This window comes from Neisseria sp. HMSC073G10 (assembly GCF_001812605.1).
Classification (GTDB): domain Bacteria; phylum Pseudomonadota; class Gammaproteobacteria; order Burkholderiales; family Neisseriaceae; genus Neisseria; species Neisseria subflava_A.
The window spans coordinates 1-17,658 of sequence record NZ_KV809495.1 but is presented as its reverse complement, the minus strand read 5'-3'; the positions used below and the strand labels follow the sequence as shown (position 1 = coordinate 17,658).

Genomic DNA, 17,658 nt, shown 5'->3' with positions numbered 1-17,658 from the left:
TCTGAAACCTTTACAGAACACATAAAAATGACTTACATGATTTACCCCAAAACCTACGACGTAATTGTCGTCGGCGGCGGCCATGCCGGTACCGAAGCCGCGCTTGCCGCCGCACGCATGGGTGCGCAAACCCTGCTGCTTTCACACAACATCGAAACCCTCGGCCAAATGTCGTGCAACCCCTCCATCGGCGGTATCGGCAAAGGCCATCTTGTGCGCGAACTCGACGCATTGGGCGGCGCGATGGCGTTGGCCACCGACAAATCCGGTATCCAGTTCCGCCGCTTGAACGCCAGCAAAGGCGCGGCAGTGCGAGCCACGCGCGCGCAGGCCGACCGTATCCTATATAAAGCCGCCATCCGCGAAATGCTGGAAAACCAAGAAAACCTCGACCTTTTCCAACAAGCCGTTGAAGACGTAACGCTTGATGGCGAACGCATCAGCGGCGTGGTTACCGCGATGGGCGTGGAGTTTAAAGCACGCGCCGTCGTGTTGACCGCCGGCACGTTTTTGTCCGGCAAAATCCATATCGGTTTGGAAAACTACGAAGGCGGCCGCGCCGGCGATCCTGCCGCCAAATCCTTGGGCGGCCGTTTGCGCGAATTGAACCTGCCTCAAGGCCGTCTGAAAACCGGCACGCCGCCGCGTATCGACGGGCGCACGATTGATTTTTCCCAGCTCACCGAACAGCCCGGCGACACACCCGTTCCTGTAATGTCCGTACGCGGCAACGCCGATATGCACCCGCGCCAAGTGTCCTGCTGGATTACACATACCAACACGCAAACCCACAACATCATCCGCTCAGGCTTCGACCGCAGCCCGATGTTTACCGGCAAAATCGAAGGCGTGGGCCCGCGTTATTGTCCGTCTATCGAAGACAAAATCAACCGCTTCGCCGACAAAGACAGCCACCAGATTTTCCTCGAACCCGAAGGCCTGACCACGCACGAATACTATCCAAACGGTATCTCCACCAGCCTGCCGTTCGACATCCAAATCGCCCTCGTGCGCAGCATGAAAGGCCTCGAAAACGCCCATATCCTGCGCCCCGGCTACGCCATCGAATACGACTACTTCGACCCGCGCAACCTCAAAGCCAGCCTCGAAACCAAAACCATCCAAGGCCTCTTCTTCGCCGGACAAATCAACGGCACAACGGGCTACGAAGAAGCCGCCGCACAAGGCCTGCTCGCAGGCGCGAACGCTGTGCAATACGTCCGCGGACAAGACCCGCTCCTGCTGCGCCGCGAACAAGCCTATCTCGGCGTATTGGTGGACGACCTCATCACCAAAGGCGTGAACGAGCCTTACCGCATGTTCACCAGCCGCGCCGAATACCGCCTGCAACTCAGAGAAGACAACGCCGATATGCGCCTGACCGAAGACGGCTACAAAATCGGCTTGGTGGGTGAAGAACAATGGCGCATGTTCAACGAAAAACGCGAAGCCATCGAACGCGAAATCCAACGTTTGAAAACAACGTGGTACACGCCGCAAAAACTCGCCGAAGAGGAGCAGCTGCGCGTATTCGGCCAAAAACTCAGCCGCGAAGCCAACCTGCACGACCTCCTGCGCCGCCCGAACCTCGACTACGCCGCGCTGATGACCCTGCCCGACGCACAACCTGAAACCGCACTTGCCGACAGCGTGGTCGAACAAGTCGAAATCCAAGTCAAATACCAAGGCTATATCGACCGCCAAAACGAAGAAATCGACAGCCGCCGCGACATCGAAACCTTAAAGCTGCCCGATGACATCGATTACAGCAAAGTCAAAGGTTTATCTGCCGAAGTGCAGCAAAAGCTCAACCAGCACAAACCCGAAACCGTCGGCCAAGCCAGCCGCATTTCTGGCGTAACACCTGCCGCCGTCGCATTGTTGATGGTGCATTTAAAACGCGGGTTTAAAGATGCCAAGTAAGGTTTAATTTGAATAAAGGCCGTCTGAAAGTTTCAGACGGCCTTTATTTATCAGGGGATTGACGGTGTTGCACCTTATTTCATTAATTTTTTAAAGAGTTCGGATTGTCAGCAAGATGGGCGTGTTCTGATGAAAAAATGAAGAAGAAAACGTTTTTTCAGGACGCGTCATAAGCTGCCGCTTTTTCGAGCAGTTGTATCCTTGCCTGCGGCCATTCCTCACGCAGCAGGCTGTATTCAACCGTATCGCGCACGCTGCCGTCTTTCCGCAGCTTATGGCAGCGCAAGATGCCGTCTTTGTGTGCGCCCAAGCGTTCGATGGCGCGTTGGGAGGCGGTGTTGAGGTTGTCGGTCTGCCAGCAGGCGCAACGGCAGTTTAAAGTGTCGAAAACGTAGTCGAGCAACATGATTTTGCAGGCGGTATTGATACGCGTGCGCCGTGCCGACAGGGCATACCATGTGAAACCGATGTAGAGGCGTGGGATGGTGGGGTCGATGTGGTAAAGCGAAGTCGAGCCGATAATTTTTCCCGTGTCTTCGTCGATGACGGCAAAGGCGAGGCGGGTTTGTATGGCGGTGCGGATATAGTCAGCTACTAGGTGGGGTTCGGGCGCGGTGGTTACGTTCAGCTTCCAAACTTCGCCGTCGCAAACTGCTTCGCGCAAACCGGCTTCGTGTGCCGTTGTTAAAGGTTCGAGACGGACGCGGTCGAAGGATAAAATGGGAGTGGATGAGAAATCAGTCATGGGGGTTTCCTTTGTATTTGATGGTTTGAGTTTTCAGACGACCTTTTATAGTGTCTTAAACGGGGGTCGTCTGAAAACTATTGGTCAATGATGTTTGAACACCAGCACGCCCGACTCCGATACAAAGCCGTTTAGGGGAATATCATGTGGTTCGGTCGGCAGGGTGTCGGTCAGTTGGCAGCCGAAGCCTACGCCCAGGGTTTGGGTTTGCAGGCGGTATTTCGTGGCGGAGAGGGTGGCGTCGTAATAGCCGCCGGCTTGTCCGAGGCGGTAGCCGCGTTTGTCGATGCCGACGATGGGGACCAGCAATAGGTTGAGTTGGTGGACGCGGATTTTTTTGCCGGTGAATTGGGGGACGTGCAATTTGGCGCGGCCGCGTTTGCGTTCTTGTTTGGCGCCGTCGGCAGGGTAGGGGGTGAACCACATCCGCCGCGTGTTCGGTTCGATATAGGGCAGGTAGAGTTTTGCGCCGCGTTTTTGTGCGGCACGGACAAAGCCGTCCAATCGCAATTCCTTGCCCATCGGCCAATACACGCCGATTTTCCGTCCTTTTTTGATGTAGGGCTTGAGCAGGCGGTTGATGGTTTCGGTGGCGGCGTTGCGCTCGTCGGAGCTCATTTGGGCGCGTACGCGGCGGAACTGTTTGCGTAGTGCCGATTTTTCGGGATTCCTCATTTTCAGACGGCCTTTCGGGATTGCGGTAGAATGTTGCGATTATAACGATTTTGTTAACATTCAAACAGGACGCACACAATGTGGCACATTGTCGCCATCGGCTATCTTTTTGTTGCCGTGATGTTTTCCGCCGCGCAGCCGAGTATTGCGCGCGCGTTGATTTATTTGGTTTTTTGGGCAGTGTTGCCCACTGTGTTTACGGTCTTTGTCGTGACCATCCGCCGCCGCAACCGCCTGATGAAACGGCAGGAGCAGGCGGAGTTTGAAGCGGCCCGCCAAAAGGCGGTACAGACGGATGAAAAACAGGACGGAAAGGTATAAAATCCCTTTTCAGACGGCCCCTTATCCGCTATAATCCGTCAGTTTTCCATTTCGGAAACACTCTTTTATTTTTTAAAACTTATGCCCACTTTCGCCGAAGGGTGCTTGACAATAGGCGCCGCCTATCAAGTTCTATGCGATTGAATGTGTGCTCTTTAACCCTTTCAAGGAAATAACATGTCTCAAATTACTATGCGTCAGATGATTGAAGCCGGTGTTCACTTCGGTCACCAAACCCGTTTCTGGAACCCGAAAATGGCTCAATACATTTTCGGTGCGCGCAACAAAATCCATATCGTAAACTTGGAAAAAACCCTGCCGATGTTCCAAGAGGCGCAAGAAGCCGTACGTCGTCTGGTTGCCAACAAAGGTACAGTATTGTTCGTAGGTACCAAACGCCAAGCCCGCGACATCATCCGCGAAGAAGCTACCCGTGCCGGTATGCCTTTCGTTGATTACCGCTGGTTGGGTGGTATGCTGACTAACTACAAAACCGTTAAGCAATCCATCAAACGCCTGGAAGAAAAAACTGCTGCCCTGGAAAACGCTGCTGAAGGCGGTTTCAACAAAAAAGAAATTCTGGAAATGCAACGCGACGTTGAAAAACTGGAACGTTCTTTGGGCGGTATCAAAAACATGAAAGGCCTGCCTGACGCGATTTTCGTTATCGATACCGGCTACCAAAAAGGTACTCTGGTTGAAGCTGAAAAATTGGGCATCCCTGTTATCGCCGTAGTCGATACCAACAATAGCCCTGACGGCGTGAAATACGTTATCCCTGGTAACGATGACTCCGCTAAAGCTATCCGCCTGTACTGCCGCGGCATCGCTGACGCAGTTTTGGAAGGCAAAAACCAAGCGCTGCAAGAAACTGTAGCTGCTGCCCAAGAAGCTGCTGCCGAGTAATTCGGTACACAGAAGAGGGGCGTTATGCCCCTTTTCTCAAATCCCGTTCTGAAATCCGTTTCAGACGGCCACTATTTCCAAACACGGCAATGGCCGTGTTCCCAAAAATCTAGGAGATTCAAAATGGCAGAAATTACTGCAAAAATGGTTGCCGACTTGCGCGCCGCTACCGGCCTGGGCATGATGGAATGCAAAAAAGCCTTGGTTGAAGCTGAAGGCAACTTCGACAAAGCCGAAGAAATCCTGCGTATTAAATCTGGTGCGAAAGCCGGTAAACTGGCTGGCCGTACTGCTGCCGAAGGCGTATTGGCTTACGCGATCAACGGCAATGTCGGTGCATTGGTTGAAGTAAACTGCGAAACCGACTTCGTTGCTAAAGACGCCGGCTTCGTAGAATTTGCCAACTTCGTTGCTAAAACTGCTGCCGAGAAAAAACCGGCTTCTGTTGAAGAGCTGAGCGAACTGGTTGAAGCAGAACGCAAAGCCATCATCGCTAAATTGGGCGAGAACATGTCTGTTCGCCGCTTCCAAGTGATTGACACTGCCAACCAACTGGTTGCCTACATCCACGGTGCTTTGGCTACCGAAGGCGTATTGGTTGAGTATAAAGGCTCTGAAGACGTAGCACGCAAAATCGGTATGCACATCGTTGCCGCTAAACCACAATGCGTAAGCGAAGCCGAAGTAGATGCTGAAACCGTTGAAAAAGAACGCCACATCTACACCGAGCAAGCTATCGCTTCCGGCAAACCTGCCGACATCGCCGCTAAAATGGTTGAAGGCCGTATCCGCAAATTCTTGGCTGAAATCACTCTGAACGGCCAAGCGTTCGTGATGAACCCTGACCAAACTGTTGCCCAATTCGCTAAAGAAAACGGCACTGAAGTGATCAGCTTCGTACGCTACAAAGTAGGCGACGGTATCGAGAAAGCTGTTGTTGACTACGCAGCCGAAGTTGCTGCCGCTGCTAAAGTGTAAGGCACTTATGAAAAAGAAAGCACCTAGATTCCAAACGAATCAGGGTGCTTTTTTTTGAGAAAACCGTTTACGGTACCTATTTTAAGACGACCGAATATAAAGGCCGTCTGAAAACAAAACAATAATAGAACGACACACCATATCATTGTAATCCGACCGTTTGAAATTCAGACGGCCCAACTCCGACCGACGACATTCAAGAAAGCAAGGTATCCCATGACACAGCAAATCAAATACAAACGTGTATTACTGAAACTCTCCGGCGAATCCCTGATGGGCTCTGATCCATTCGGCATCAATCACGATACCATCGTTCAAACTGTCGGCGAAATTGCCGAAATCGTGAGAATGGGCGTGCAAGTCGGTATCGTTGTCGGCGGCGGTAACATTTTCCGCGGCGTATCTGCACAAGCAGGCAGCATGGACCGCGCCACTGCCGACTACATGGGCATGATGGCAACCGTGATGAACGCGTTGGCACTCAAAGACGCATTTGAAACCTTGGGCATCAAAGCGCGTGTTCAATCCGCACTTTCCATGCAACAAATCGCTGAAACTTACGCCCGTCCTAAAGCCATTCAATATTTGGAAGAAGGCAAAGTCGTGATTTTCGCCGCCGGTACCGGTAACCCGTTCTTCACGACCGACACTGCCGCTGCATTGCGCGGTGCGGAAATGAACTGCGACGTGATGCTCAAAGCCACCAACGTCGACGGCGTGTACACCGCAGACCCGAAAAAAGACCCATCTGCAACACGCTACGAAACCATTACTTTTGACGAAGCCTTGTTGAAGAATCTCAAAGTGATGGATGCCACCGCTTTCGCCCTCTGCCGCGAACGCAAACTCAATATCGTGGTATTCGGCATTGCTAAAGAAGGCTCACTCAAACGCGTGGTAACCGGCGAAAACGAAGGTACACTGGTTCACTGCTAATCATTGAAAGGCCGTCTGAAACAGCCGAACGGGATACATTCGGCTTTTAGGCGGCCTTTTATTTTCAGTCGGTTGCGTGGTCATTGGCTCATGGTTTGAAAAGGTTAAGGGCTTGCTTGACCATAGTGCCCAACCGACAATTCGATAACAAAGGATACTCCATGAATATCACCGTCTTGGCTGTCGGCACGAAAATGCCGCGTTGGGTGGATGAAGCCGTCGGCGAGTACGCCAAACGCTTCGGGCGCGATGTCAATTATGCGCTGAAAGAAATCAAGCCAGAGAAACGCGGCGCGGGTGTGAATGCGGCTCAGGGCATGGTGGCTGAAGAAAAACGCCTGTTGGAAGCCATACCGCAGGGCGCGTTTTTGGTGGTATTGGACGAGCGCGGCAAAGCGCCGACTTCGGTTGAATTGGCGCAACATTTGAAAAGCTGGCAGCAAAACGGCGAACACGTCTGCTTTATTATCGGCGGCGCAGACGGCATGACCGACCGTTTGAAACAGCAGGCAAATATGATGATGCGCCTTTCCAGCCTGACCTTGCCGCACGGCATGGTGCGCGTTTTACTGACCGAGCAGCTTTATCGCGCCGTTTCGATTTTGCACAATCATCCGTATCATCGGGAATAATCCGTTTTGATTGCCGGGATAAGACGGTAATGTCGCCTTGTCAGTTTGAAAGGGAATAGGGCAAGTCGGTTTAAAGCGAGTTGAACCTGCTTTCAGACGGCCTGATTTTTCCGCATGAATCCTTTATAATCGTTTCTTTGATAAATCAACATCTTTCGGGAGAACCCAAATGTCCGATTTCCGTCAAGACTTCCTCAAATTCGCTTTGGCACAAAACGTGTTGAAATTCGGCGAATTTACGACCAAGGCCGGCCGTCAGTCGCCTTATTTTTTCAATGCCGGTTTGTTCAATGACGGCGCATCGACTTTGCAGCTGGCGAAGTTTTACGCCGAGGCCATTATTGCCAGCGGCGTGAAGTTCGACATGCTGTTCGGCCCGGCCTATAAAGGCATTATTTTGGCGGCGGCAACAGCGATGATGTTGGCGGAAAAAGGCGTAAACGTACCGTTTGCCTACAACCGCAAAGAAGCCAAAGACCACGGCGAGGGCGGTGTGTTGGTAGGCGCGCCTTTGAAAGGCCGCGTGCTGATTATCGATGATGTGATTTCCGCTGGTACATCCGTGCGCGAGTCGGTCAAACTGATTGAGGCCGAAGGCGCAACGCCTGCCGCAGTGGCCATTGCGCTCGACCGCATGGAAAAAGGCACGGGCGAATTGTCGGCGGTGCAGGAAGTTGAAAAACAATACGGCCTGCCGGTGGTTTCGATTGCCAACTTGAACGACTTGTTCACGCTCTTGCAAAACAATGCCGAATTTGGCGGCTTCTTCGAGCCGGTCAAAGCCTATCGCGAACGTTACGGCGCGGTTTAAACCATAACATTATGCTCAGGTCGTCTGAAAACTGTTTCAGACGGCCTGAAGCATTAGCTAAAATATATTTTTGATTCAATACACTTACGGAAAATACTCATGCCTGCTTGTTCTTGTCCTCATTGTAAAACACCGCATTGGGTGAAAGATGCCCAGTTGAACGTGGCGCAGGGTTTCGTGGTCTGCACGCGTTGTTCGGGGATGTTTAAGGCCAAGGATTATCTGTCGGGCAACCTGCCGGCCGATCCGGCCCATCTGCCTGTGGCGGTAACGGATGTGCGCCTCGTGCATAACATCGGCGCGCAAATCCTCAAACACTCCAAACTCTCGCGCAAAGAAATTTCCGATTTGCTCAATAGCGCGCTCAAGGAAGAGCCCAAGGCGGAAGAGCAGGCAGCGGTCAAAACGCGCAAGGACGGTTTCAACTGGACGTTGGCATCGCTGATTGCGCTGACGGTTTTGATTATGCAACTCTTTTATCTTGCCCTGCTATGAGTGCCATCGCCCATTTTGTCGCCAGCTTTCGCGAGGCCGCGCCCTATATCCAGTATTTGCGCGGCAAAACCATGGTGGTCGGCGTGACCGACAGCTTGTTGGAAGGCGAAACCTTGATTCGTTTGGCTGCAGATTTGAACCTGTTGGCCAGCTTGGGCTTGCGTTTGGTCTTGGTACACGGTTCGCGGCATTTGCTTGACAAATTGGCTTCGGGTCGGGATTTTGTTCCGCAATACAGCGGCAGCCGACGGATTACCGATGAAGCGACCCTGATGGAAGTGAAGCAGGTGGCGGGAATTATCCGCAGCGATGTCGAAGCCGCCTTGTTCAGCAGCGTATCCGCACCGCAACGGAGCAAGCCGCCGGTTATCGCGTGCGGCAACTTTATTACCGCCCGTCCGTTGGGCGTTATCGACGGCGTGGACATGGGCTATACCGGTACCGTCCGCAAAATCGACGCGGAAGAAATCCGTTTGCGTTTGGATGGCGGCGCGGTGGTGCTGATCAGTCCTTTGGGGCATTCGTACAGCGGCAAAACCTTCAATCTGAGCATGTGCGAAACCGCGCAGGAAGTGGCAATGGCTTTGCAGGCGGAGAAACTGGTTTTCTTGACCGAAGAAGCCGGTATTTGTCGTGCCGACGGCTCGTTGGCCAATACTTTGTCTGTCGGCGAAGTGCAGGAACTGATACACGACAATCCCGATGCGCCGGCCGATTTGCTGCATGCGGCGGTAGGCGCGTTGGAAAACGGCGTATCGCGGGTGCAGATTCTCAACGGCCGTGAAGACGGCAGCCTGTTGCGCGAGCTGTTTACCCGCGAGGGCAGCGGTACATCTATTGCGCGTGAGCCGTTTGTTTCCATCCGTCAGGCACGCAGCGACGACATTCCGCACATCATCGCCTTAATCCGTCCTCTGGCGGAACAAGGCATCTTGTTACACCGCAGCCGCGAGTATTTGGAAAACCATATTTCCAGTTTTTCCGTATTGGAACACGATCAAAACATTTACGGCTGCGTGGCGTTGAAAACCTTTTCCGAACCGGACTGCGGCGAATTGGCCTGTCTGGTGGTGTCGCCCGAAGCACGCGATGGCGGCTATGGCGAATTGCTGTTGGAACATCTGTTTCAAAAAGCACGCGCCTTAAATATCAAAACGCTTTTCGCCTTATCCACACATACAGGCGAATGGTTTGTCGAACGGGGCTTTCAGACGGCCTCAGCCGATGACCTGCCTGCCGAACGCCGGCAGGAATATAATGCCAACGGCCGCAATTCCAAAGTATTTGTTTATGACTTGCAGGCCGTCTGAAAAACTTCAATCTATTATCCGTTTTTAAAAATTACCCAAATCTTATGTTGAAAATCATCTCTGCCAACGTCAACGGCATCCGCTCTGCCTATAAAAAAGGTTTTTATGAATACATCGCCGCTTCCGGTGCCGACATTGTCTGCGTGCAGGAACTGAAAGCTCAAGAAGCTGACCTGTCAGACGATATGAAAAATCCGCACGGTATGCACGGCTACTGGCATTGCGCCGAAAAGCGCGGTTACAGCGGCGTGGCGGTGTACAGCAAACGCAAACCCGACAATGTGCAAATCGGCATGGGCATTGAAGAATTTGACAGGGAAGGCCGTTTTGTTCGTTGCGATTTCGGCAAGTTGTCGGTAATTTCGCTGTATCTGCCCAGCGGCAGCAGCGCGGAAGAGCGCCAACAAGTGAAATACCGCTTTTTGGACGCGTTCTATCCCATGCTCGAAGCCATGAAAAACGAAGGGCGCGACATCGTCGTCTGCGGTGACTGGAATATTGCCCACCAAAACATCGACTTGAAAAATTGGAAGGGCAATCAGAAAAATTCGGGCTTCTTGCCTGAAGAGCGCGAATGGATAGGCAAAGTCATCCACAAACTCGGTTGGACGGATATGTGGCGCACACTTTATCCCGATGTGCCGGGCTATACCTGGTGGAGCAACCGCGGACAAGCGTATGCGAAAGATGTCGGGTGGCGCATCGATTATCAGATGGTTACGCCGGAGTTGGCCGCCAAAGCCGTTTCCGCACATGTTTATAAAGACGAGAAATTCTCGGATCACGCCCCTTTAGTTGTGGAGTATGACTATGTTGCCGAATAAGGTTTTTGGTAAATATGATTGGAATATAAACGGCAAAACCGGCGTAGGCGCGGCGTGGGTCGTGGCGGCATTTGTATTGCCTATGCTGGTGTGGGCGGTGTTTATGTTGGCGCGGATGTCCGGCTGGGTTGCCCCGACCAAGGCCAATCCGACTTGGGCGTTGGTATGGCTGCTGTTTTCCCTGCCTTGCCTGCTGATTGCGGCCAAATGCTTTGCTTGGAAGGGCTGGCGGCTGGTGGCTAACATCGTACTTTGCCTGGCAACTTGTGCCATCCTCAGCGTGCCTGCTGCATTGCTGATTGCATTTACACTTAACGACTTGCTCAAATAGGCCGTCTGAAATGCAGAGCTTCGAACTCGAAGAAATGGCACTATTTCTGATACGTGATGCGGATGAAGCGGAAATGTGGATAGACCGCTGGGCGGTCAGCTATCCGATTGTTCAAACCGCCGAAGCCGATAGTCAGCAAACCATTTCCGAATGGCAACACGCCATTCAGACGGCCTTCAACCATATCGTCAGCAAAAATATTGCCGTCGTGGCTCATGGTGCAGGCGTGTCCGCATTTTTGGCATGGTTGTACCAAGCCGACATCATGACGCAAAAACGCCTGACCAATATTATTTTGGTCTCGCCGTGCCCAGAAGCTTTTCCCGAGGACGAAATCCATACGTTCCAACGTGTCCGCTGCCCTTGCCGCACAGCGTTGGTTATCGCCGAAACAAACGGCACGCCACGCGATTGGGCGCAAGAGCAGGCCGACCGGTGGAACGCTCGTCTGCTTCAATCGCCGCATTCCGGCCAGTTAAACGGCGCACTCGGCGGCTGGCAATGGGGCATGAAGCTGATGCAGGAAATGTTGTTGAGTAAGTAGTGTAGCAGTATCTATTAATATTAATAAACGAAGGCCGTCTGAAACCTATATGTATTTCAGACGGCCTTTGTTTGCAAATATCATGTTAAATATAATTAAAAGAAACTATTCTCATTTCTTTTATGAGGCAATATAATTCGGTTGTTTCGTTAAATTGAGTATAAAAATGCAAATACCATTTCATTTAGCTTTATTACCCACGTTGATTATTGCTTCCTTCCCTGTCGCTGCCGCCGATACGCAGGACAATGGTGAACATTACACCGCCACCCTACCCACCGTTACCGTGGTCGGATAGTCCGACACCAGCGTACTCAAAGGCTACATCAATTACGACGAAGCCGCCGTTACCCGCAACGGACAGCTCATCAAAGAAACGCCGCAAACCGTTGATACGCTCAATATCCAGAAAAACAAAAATTACGGCACGAACGATTTGAGTTCCATCCTCGAAGGCAACGCCGGTATTGACGCTGCCTACGATATGCGCGGCGAAAGCATTTTCCTGCGCGGCTTCCAAGCCGATGCATCCGATATTTACCGCGACGGCGTGCGCGAAAGCGGACAAGTGCGCCGCAGCACCGCCAACATCGAGCGCGTGGAAATCCTGAAAGGCCCGTCCTCCGTGCTTTACGGGCGTACCAACGGCGGCGGTGTCATCAACATGGTCAGCAAATACGCCAACTTCAAACAAAGCCGCAACATCGGAGCGGTTTACGGCTCGTGGGCAAACCGCAGCTTGAATATGGACATCAACGAAGTGCTGAACAAAAACGTCGCCATCCGCCTCACCGGCGAAGTCGGGCGCGCCAATTCGTTCCGCAGCGGCATAGACAGCAAAAACGTCATGGTTTCGCCCAGCATTACCGTCAAACTCGACAACGGCTTGAAATGGACGGGGCAATACACCTATGACAATGTGGAGCGCACACCCGACCGCAGCCCGACCAAGTCCGTGTACGACCGCTTCGGACTGCCTTATCGCATGGGTTTTGCTCACCCGAACGATTTTGTCAAAGACAAGCTGCAAGTCTGGCGTTCCGATCTTGAATACGCCTTCAACGACAAATGGCGTGCCCAATGGCAGCTCGCCCACCGTACGGCGGCGCAGGATTTCGACCATTTCTATGCAGGCAGCGAAAACGGCATCCGCATCAAGCGCAACTACGCCTGGCAGCAGACCGACAACAAAACCCTGTCGTCCAACTTCACGCTCAATGGCGACTACCACATTGGGCGTTTTGAAAACCACCTGACCGTAGGCATGGACTACAGCCGCGAACACCGCAACCCGACATTGGGTTTCAGCCGCGCCTTTACAGCCTCCATCAACCCCTACGACCGCGCAAGCTGGCCGGCTTCGGGCAGGCTGCAACCCGTCCTCACCCAAAACCGCCACAAAGCCGACTCCTACGGCATCTTTGTGCAAAACATCTTCTCCGCCACGCCCGACTTGAAATTCGTCCTCGGCGGCCGTTACGACAAATACACCTTTAATTCCGAAAACAAACTCACCGGCAGCAGCCGTCAATACAGCGGCCATTCGTTCAGCCCCAACATCGGCGCAGTGTGGAACGTAACGCCTGCCCACACGCTCTACGCCTCGTATAACAAAGGCTTCGCACCTTATGGCGGACGCGACGGCTATTTGAGCATCGACACTTCGTCTTCCGCCGTGTTCAACGCCGATCCCGAATACACCCGCCAATACGAAACCGGCGTGAAAAGCAGTTGGCTGGACGACCGCCTCAGCACCACATTGTCCGCCTACCAAATCGAACGCTTCAATATCCGCTACCGTCCCGACGCGCAAAATGATCCCTACACTTGGGCTGTCGGCGGCAAACACCGTTCGCGCGGTGTGGAACTGTCCGCCATCGGACAAATCATCCCCAAAAAACTCTACCTGCGCGGTTCGTTGGGCGTGATGCAGGCGAAAGTCGTTGAAGACAAAGAAAATCCCGACCGCTTGGGCATCCATTTGGACAACACCAGCAACGTTACTGGCAACCTGTTCTTCCGTTACACGCCGACCGAAAACCTCTACGGCGAAATCGGCGTAACCGGTACGGGCAAACGCTACGGCTACGATTCAAGAAACAAAGAAGTCACCACGCTTCCCGGCTTCGTCCGAACCGACGCCATGCTCGGCTGGAACCGCAAAAACCTGAACCTCACTTTCGCCGTCGGCAATCTGTTCAATCAAAAATATTGGCGTTCGGATGCCATGCCGGGTAATCCGCGCGGCTATACTTCCCGGGTAAATTACCGTTTCTGATGAAATCAGGCAAAGGCCGTCTGAAAATAAGGCTATGATCTAAGCCATATTTCAGACGGCCTTTTATAAAGGTTGAAATAAAACTAAACACATTTTTTCACTCAAATCGAACACACCTCCAACAAAATGCCATAAAATCCGCCCATTGATTTGAATGTAAAGAGATACCTATGAAACTGAAAACCTTAGCTTTGACTTCATTGACCCTGTTGGCATTGGCCGCTTGCGGCAAACAGGCGGAAACCAGCGTTCCGGCAGACAGCGCCCAAAGCAACACATCCGCTCCGGCAGCCCCTGCCGCATTGACCGAAGGTGTCAATTACACCGTATTGTCCAATCCGATTCCGCAACAGCAGGCCGGCAAAATCGAAGTATTGGAATTCTTCGGCTACTTCTGCCCGCATTGCGCCCATCTTGAGCCGGTTTTGAGCGAGCACATCAAAACGTTTAAAGACGATACCTATATGCGCCGGGAGCATGTCGTGTGGGGTGATGAAATGAAACCTTTGGCACGTTTGGCGGCCGCAGTGGAAATGGCCGGTGAATCAGATAAAGCCAACAGCCATATTTTCGATGCGATGGTTAACCAAAAAATTAACTTGGCCGATACCGATACCCTGAAAAAATGGTTGTCCGAGCAAACCGCGTTTGACGGTAAAAAAGTATTGGCTGCATTTGAAGCGCCCGAAAGCCAAGCGCGTGCGGCTCAAATGGAAGAGTTGACCAATAAATTCCAAATCAGCGGTACACCAACCGTTATCGTCGGCGGCAAATACCAAGTTGAATTTAAAGACTGGCAGTCCGGCATGACCACGATTGACCAGTTAGTGGACAAAGTACGCGAAGAGCAGAAAAAGCCGCAATAAGTTGAGGATTGAATAAGCAAGGATTTCGCGCTCCTTCCACTTCGTTTTCCTTTACTATGCTGAAAGATCCAAACAATGTGTGATTACTGTTCTGACCTGCGACCTACCGTTCGTATCAGGGTTCCGAAAGAATTATCGCAAATGTTACTGCGAGCCTCTGATCGTTTAGCAGACGGCACGCTCATCGACATTACCCCAGCCTACGCCAAAGTTTATGGTCCCAGCCTTGATTTTGCTAAAACCATTGCCAATAGCGGTTACATTACCCATACTGATTCTCAGGGTAATCGTGACATATATGGTTGGAACGATTTCGTGGTACATTATTTTCAATGTACGCACTGCAATGCCGTTTTCAGTCTTGGTGCCGAAACCTACCATGGTAGTGGTGGCCAATGGGAAATGTTGGAAGAGGCATCGGTACGCTATGAAAATCCTTAAAAGGAATAGATTTCATAGTTATATGTGAATAGTAATTCTTGCTAGAGTAAAAATAAAAACGCCGTCTGAAACTTTTCAGACGGCGTTTTCTGTAAAATTAGCTTACAAACCTGGGAACATGCCTTTCATTCCCTTCATGCCTTTGGCCAAACGCATCAGTTTGCCCAAACCGTTGCCACTGAACATCTTCATCATTTGTTGCATTTGTTCAAACTGTTTGAGCAATTTATTCACTTCCTGCACGGTCGTACCCGCGCCCATTGCAATACGGCGTTTGCGGCTGGCTTTGAGCAGGGCAGGGTTGGCGCGTTCTTTTGGAGTCATCGAGTTGATGATGGCTTCTACTTTGCCCATCGCTTTTTCAGCCGTGCCTTCGGGGATTTGTTTCGATATTTGACCCAGTTCGCCAGGCATTTTTGACATTAGGTTTTCCAAGCCGCCCATATTGCGCATCTGTTGGATTTGCTCTTTAAAGTCGTTGAGGTCGAAGCCTTTGCCTTTTTGCAGCTTTTTCGCCATTTTGGCGGCGGCTTCTTCATCAATACCTTTTTGAACGTCTTCAATCAGGGTCAATACGTCGCCCATGCCGAGGATACGGCTGGCAAGACGGTCGGGGTGGAAAGGTTCGAGGCCGTTGATTTTTTCGCCGACACCGATAAATTTAATCGGTTTGCCGGTTACATGGCGTACGGACAATGCCGCACCGCCGCGCGAGTCGCCGTCCATCTTGGTCAATACGACACCGGTCAGCGGCAGGGCTTCATTAAATGCCTGAGCAGTGTTCACCGCATCCTGACCCAACATGGCATCGATAACGAACAAAGTTTCAACCGGGTTGACCGCCGTATGAAGCGCTTTGATTTCGTTCATCATCTCTTCATCGATTGCCAAACGGCCGGCGGTATCGACCATCAAGACATCGTAAAAATGTTTTTTGGCGTAATCGACGGCGGCAGTTGCAATCTCAACCGGTTTTTGGTTGGTATCGGATGGGAAAAAGTCCACGCCGACCTGTTCGGCCAACAGGCGCAGCTGTTCAATCGCGGCAGGGCGGTAAACGTCGGCGGATACCACCAAAACTTTTTTCTTCTGATCGTTTTTCAGCAGGCGGGCGAGTTTGCCGACGGTTGTTGTCTTACCGGCACCCTGCAAACCGGCCATTAAAACGATGGCAGGCGGTGAAACCGACAAATCCAGTGTTTTGTTTTCCTTGCCCATCAGTTCGACTAAGGCTTGGTTGACCACGCCGATAAAGGCTTGGTCAGGCGTTAGGCTGCCGACGACTTCTTGGCCAAGGGCCTGTTCTTTGACTGTGTTGACGAATTCTTTAACGACGGGCAATGCAACGTCGGCTTCCAGCAGGGCAAGACGAACCTCGCGCAAGGCTTCTTTAATATTGTCTTCGGTCAGCGTTGATTGGCCGCGAATATTTTTAAGTACCTTGCTGAAGCGGTTGGTCAGGTTGTCTAACATACTTATCCTTGATAATGAGAATAGCTGCCCAATACAGGGCATTCTTTGTTAAAATAAAATTCGGATTATTTTACACGATAGTCCGAAGTTATGCTTCAAGAACACAAACACGCACACCAAGGCCGTCTGAAACCCTGCCGGCTGTCCGTCTAGTGTTCACATGTCTATTGAGAAAGATATTTATGCCGATTGTCTTAATCTGCCTTATGCTGGTGTATGCCGGATTGGGCGCATTTTCCTGGTTGCAACATAAAAAGCACAATAATAAGTCTTACCCGCTGAAAACCGAGCTGCTGATTTTGAGCGGCGCATTATTGGTACATGGCGCAGCATTGATGTTCCCAGTATTGCAGGATAGGGTATTGATTACCGGTTTCGGCTATTCGCTCAGTCTGATAGTCTGGCTGATGCTGATGATGTACTGCTTGGGCAGCTTCTTTTATTGTCTGCGCGGAGTGCAACTCTTATTGTATCCCTGCGCCGCATTGACCTTATTATTGGGTTTCCTCTTCCCAGGGGATTTTTCAGGTCGTCAAATCGTAGACTTATTGCCGCTGTCGCACATCGCATCATCATTGCTCGCATACGGACTGTTTGGCATCGTTACCTTATTTGCCATCCTGATCCTTTTGCTCGACCGCAATCTGCACAAACGCCGTTTTTCCGCATTGGTCAGCTTCTTGCCGCCATTATTGAGTTTAGAAAAACTCATGTTCCAAGGCATGTGGGCAGGATTCGTTTTATTGACCTATTCCGTTATCAGCGGTACGTTTTTTGCCGAAGCCGTTTTCGGCAAACCCATGACCTTCACGCATAAAATCATCTTCAGTATTATGTCGTGGCTGATTTATGGCGCATTATTGTTGAAACACAGCATGACCGCATGGCGGGGTAAAAAAGCCGCAGTTTGGACTATTGTCGGATTTGTCAGTCTGATTTTTGCCTATGTGGGCAGTAAATTTGTCCTAGAAATTATCCTGCACCGTATTGGATAAATAGAAACCATACAAAAAGGCCGTCTGAAATACTATTTCAGACGGCCTTTAGTTTGTATTTTTTGTATGTTTGGATAGTGTAGAAAGATTGATTGTGTTTTTTATAAAATAAAAACCCTGTTAAAACAGGGCGGTGGTTGAATTTCTGAAAATAATTTTGCGAAAGGTGTTGAC

Annotated in this window: 18 protein-coding genes and 1 pseudogene; 16 read left to right on the top strand and 3 right to left on the bottom strand. The window is 51.4% G+C overall.

Features of this window, described 5'->3' with window-relative positions; all coding sequences use genetic code 11:
- Window positions 1-27: 27 nt before the first annotated feature.
- Window positions 28-1,923, top strand: coding sequence for a tRNA uridine-5-carboxymethylaminomethyl(34) synthesis enzyme MnmG (mnmG, locus tag HMPREF2865_RS01790; RefSeq protein WP_070645247.1), 1,896 nt, complete (start codon window positions 28-30; stop codon window positions 1,921-1,923).
- 157 nt (window positions 1,924-2,080) lie between these two features.
- Here the strand turns inward: mnmG and HMPREF2865_RS01785 are convergent, their stop codons facing one another.
- Window positions 2,081-2,668: a GNAT family N-acetyltransferase gene (locus tag HMPREF2865_RS01785; RefSeq protein WP_070645244.1), complete on the bottom strand. Its 588-nt coding sequence runs from the start codon at window positions 2,666-2,668 to the stop codon at window positions 2,081-2,083.
- Window positions 2,669-2,752: 84 nt separating this feature from the next.
- Window positions 2,753-3,343 carry a 5-formyltetrahydrofolate cyclo-ligase gene (locus HMPREF2865_RS01780; RefSeq protein WP_070645242.1) on the bottom strand — a complete coding sequence of 197 codons (591 nt, stop codon included), beginning with the start codon at window positions 3,341-3,343 and terminating at the stop codon, window positions 2,753-2,755.
- A 78-nt stretch (window positions 3,344-3,421) separates the two neighbouring features.
- On the opposite strand from HMPREF2865_RS01780, the gene HMPREF2865_RS01775 reads away from it, so the two are divergent.
- The 14 genes and pseudogenes from HMPREF2865_RS01775 (at window position 3,422) to HMPREF2865_RS01710 (ending at window position 15,016) form a co-directional block, all read left to right on the top strand.
- Complete coding sequence (locus tag HMPREF2865_RS01775) at window positions 3,422-3,664, top strand: hypothetical protein (protein WP_004520263.1); 243 nt, start codon at window positions 3,422-3,424, stop codon at window positions 3,662-3,664.
- Between the two features lie 177 nt (window positions 3,665-3,841).
- Window positions 3,842-4,570 carry a 30S ribosomal protein S2 gene (gene rpsB / locus HMPREF2865_RS01770; protein ID WP_002230071.1) on the top strand — a complete coding sequence of 243 codons (729 nt, stop codon included), beginning with the start codon at window positions 3,842-3,844 and terminating at the stop codon, window positions 4,568-4,570.
- Between the two features lie 123 nt (window positions 4,571-4,693).
- Entirely contained in the window at window positions 4,694-5,548 is an 855-nt protein-coding gene (tsf, locus tag HMPREF2865_RS01765; RefSeq protein WP_002223203.1) for a translation elongation factor Ts, read from the top strand.
- Window positions 5,549-5,764: 216 nt separating this feature from the next.
- Complete coding sequence (gene pyrH / locus HMPREF2865_RS01760; protein ID WP_003708812.1) at window positions 5,765-6,484, top strand: UMP kinase; 720 nt, start codon at window positions 5,765-5,767, stop codon at window positions 6,482-6,484.
- 161 nt (window positions 6,485-6,645) lie between these two features.
- Window positions 6,646-7,116, top strand: coding sequence for a 23S rRNA (pseudouridine(1915)-N(3))-methyltransferase RlmH (rlmH, locus tag HMPREF2865_RS01755; protein ID WP_003749419.1), 471 nt, complete (start codon window positions 6,646-6,648; stop codon window positions 7,114-7,116).
- 169 nt (window positions 7,117-7,285) lie between these two features.
- Window positions 7,286-7,927, top strand: coding sequence for an orotate phosphoribosyltransferase (gene pyrE, locus HMPREF2865_RS01750; protein ID WP_003682682.1), 642 nt, complete (start codon window positions 7,286-7,288; stop codon window positions 7,925-7,927).
- A 99-nt stretch (window positions 7,928-8,026) separates the two neighbouring features.
- The gene (locus tag HMPREF2865_RS01745) at window positions 8,027-8,422 is read left to right on the top strand and encodes an MJ0042-type zinc finger domain-containing protein (protein WP_039862294.1); all 396 of its coding nucleotides are present in this window, start codon (window positions 8,027-8,029) and stop codon (window positions 8,420-8,422) included.
- A complete protein-coding gene (argA, locus tag HMPREF2865_RS01740; protein ID WP_070645241.1) occupies window positions 8,419-9,732 on the top strand; it encodes an amino-acid N-acetyltransferase in 1,314 nt (437 codons plus the stop codon). The genes HMPREF2865_RS01745 and argA overlap by 4 nt, the downstream gene beginning before the upstream one ends.
- Window positions 9,733-9,776: 44 nt before the next feature.
- Window positions 9,777-10,556, top strand: a complete 780-nt coding sequence (locus HMPREF2865_RS01735) for an exodeoxyribonuclease III (RefSeq protein ID WP_003684015.1) — start codon at window positions 9,777-9,779, stop codon at window positions 10,554-10,556.
- Window positions 10,543-10,887: a hypothetical protein gene (locus HMPREF2865_RS01730; RefSeq protein ID WP_070608462.1), complete on the top strand. Its 345-nt coding sequence runs from the start codon at window positions 10,543-10,545 to the stop codon at window positions 10,885-10,887. Before HMPREF2865_RS01735 ends, HMPREF2865_RS01730 begins: the two co-directional genes overlap by 14 nt.
- 10 nt (window positions 10,888-10,897) lie before the next feature.
- Window positions 10,898-11,431, top strand: a complete 534-nt coding sequence (locus HMPREF2865_RS01725) for an alpha/beta hydrolase (protein WP_070645239.1) — start codon at window positions 10,898-10,900, stop codon at window positions 11,429-11,431.
- Window positions 11,432-11,597: 166 nt separating this feature from the next.
- A pseudogene (locus tag HMPREF2865_RS01720) lies at window positions 11,598-13,709 on the top strand (TonB-dependent receptor).
- 170 nt (window positions 13,710-13,879) lie between these two features.
- Complete coding sequence (locus tag HMPREF2865_RS01715; RefSeq protein ID WP_003749428.1) at window positions 13,880-14,575, top strand: thiol:disulfide interchange protein DsbA/DsbL; 696 nt, start codon at window positions 13,880-13,882, stop codon at window positions 14,573-14,575.
- 141 nt (window positions 14,576-14,716) lie between these two features.
- A complete protein-coding gene (locus HMPREF2865_RS01710; protein ID WP_079453970.1) occupies window positions 14,717-15,016 on the top strand; it encodes a hypothetical protein in 300 nt (99 codons plus the stop codon).
- 102 nt (window positions 15,017-15,118) lie between these two features.
- On the opposite strand, the gene ffh is transcribed toward HMPREF2865_RS01710, so the two are convergent.
- Entirely contained in the window at window positions 15,119-16,489 is a 1,371-nt protein-coding gene (gene ffh / locus HMPREF2865_RS01705) for a signal recognition particle protein (RefSeq protein WP_070645238.1), read from the bottom strand.
- A gap of 182 nt (window positions 16,490-16,671) precedes the next feature.
- Between ffh and ccsA the strand changes: the two genes are divergently transcribed.
- Window positions 16,672-17,484, top strand: a complete 813-nt coding sequence (ccsA, locus tag HMPREF2865_RS01700; RefSeq protein ID WP_070645236.1) for a cytochrome C assembly family protein — start codon at window positions 16,672-16,674, stop codon at window positions 17,482-17,484.
- Window positions 17,485-17,658 lie beyond the last annotated feature (174 nt).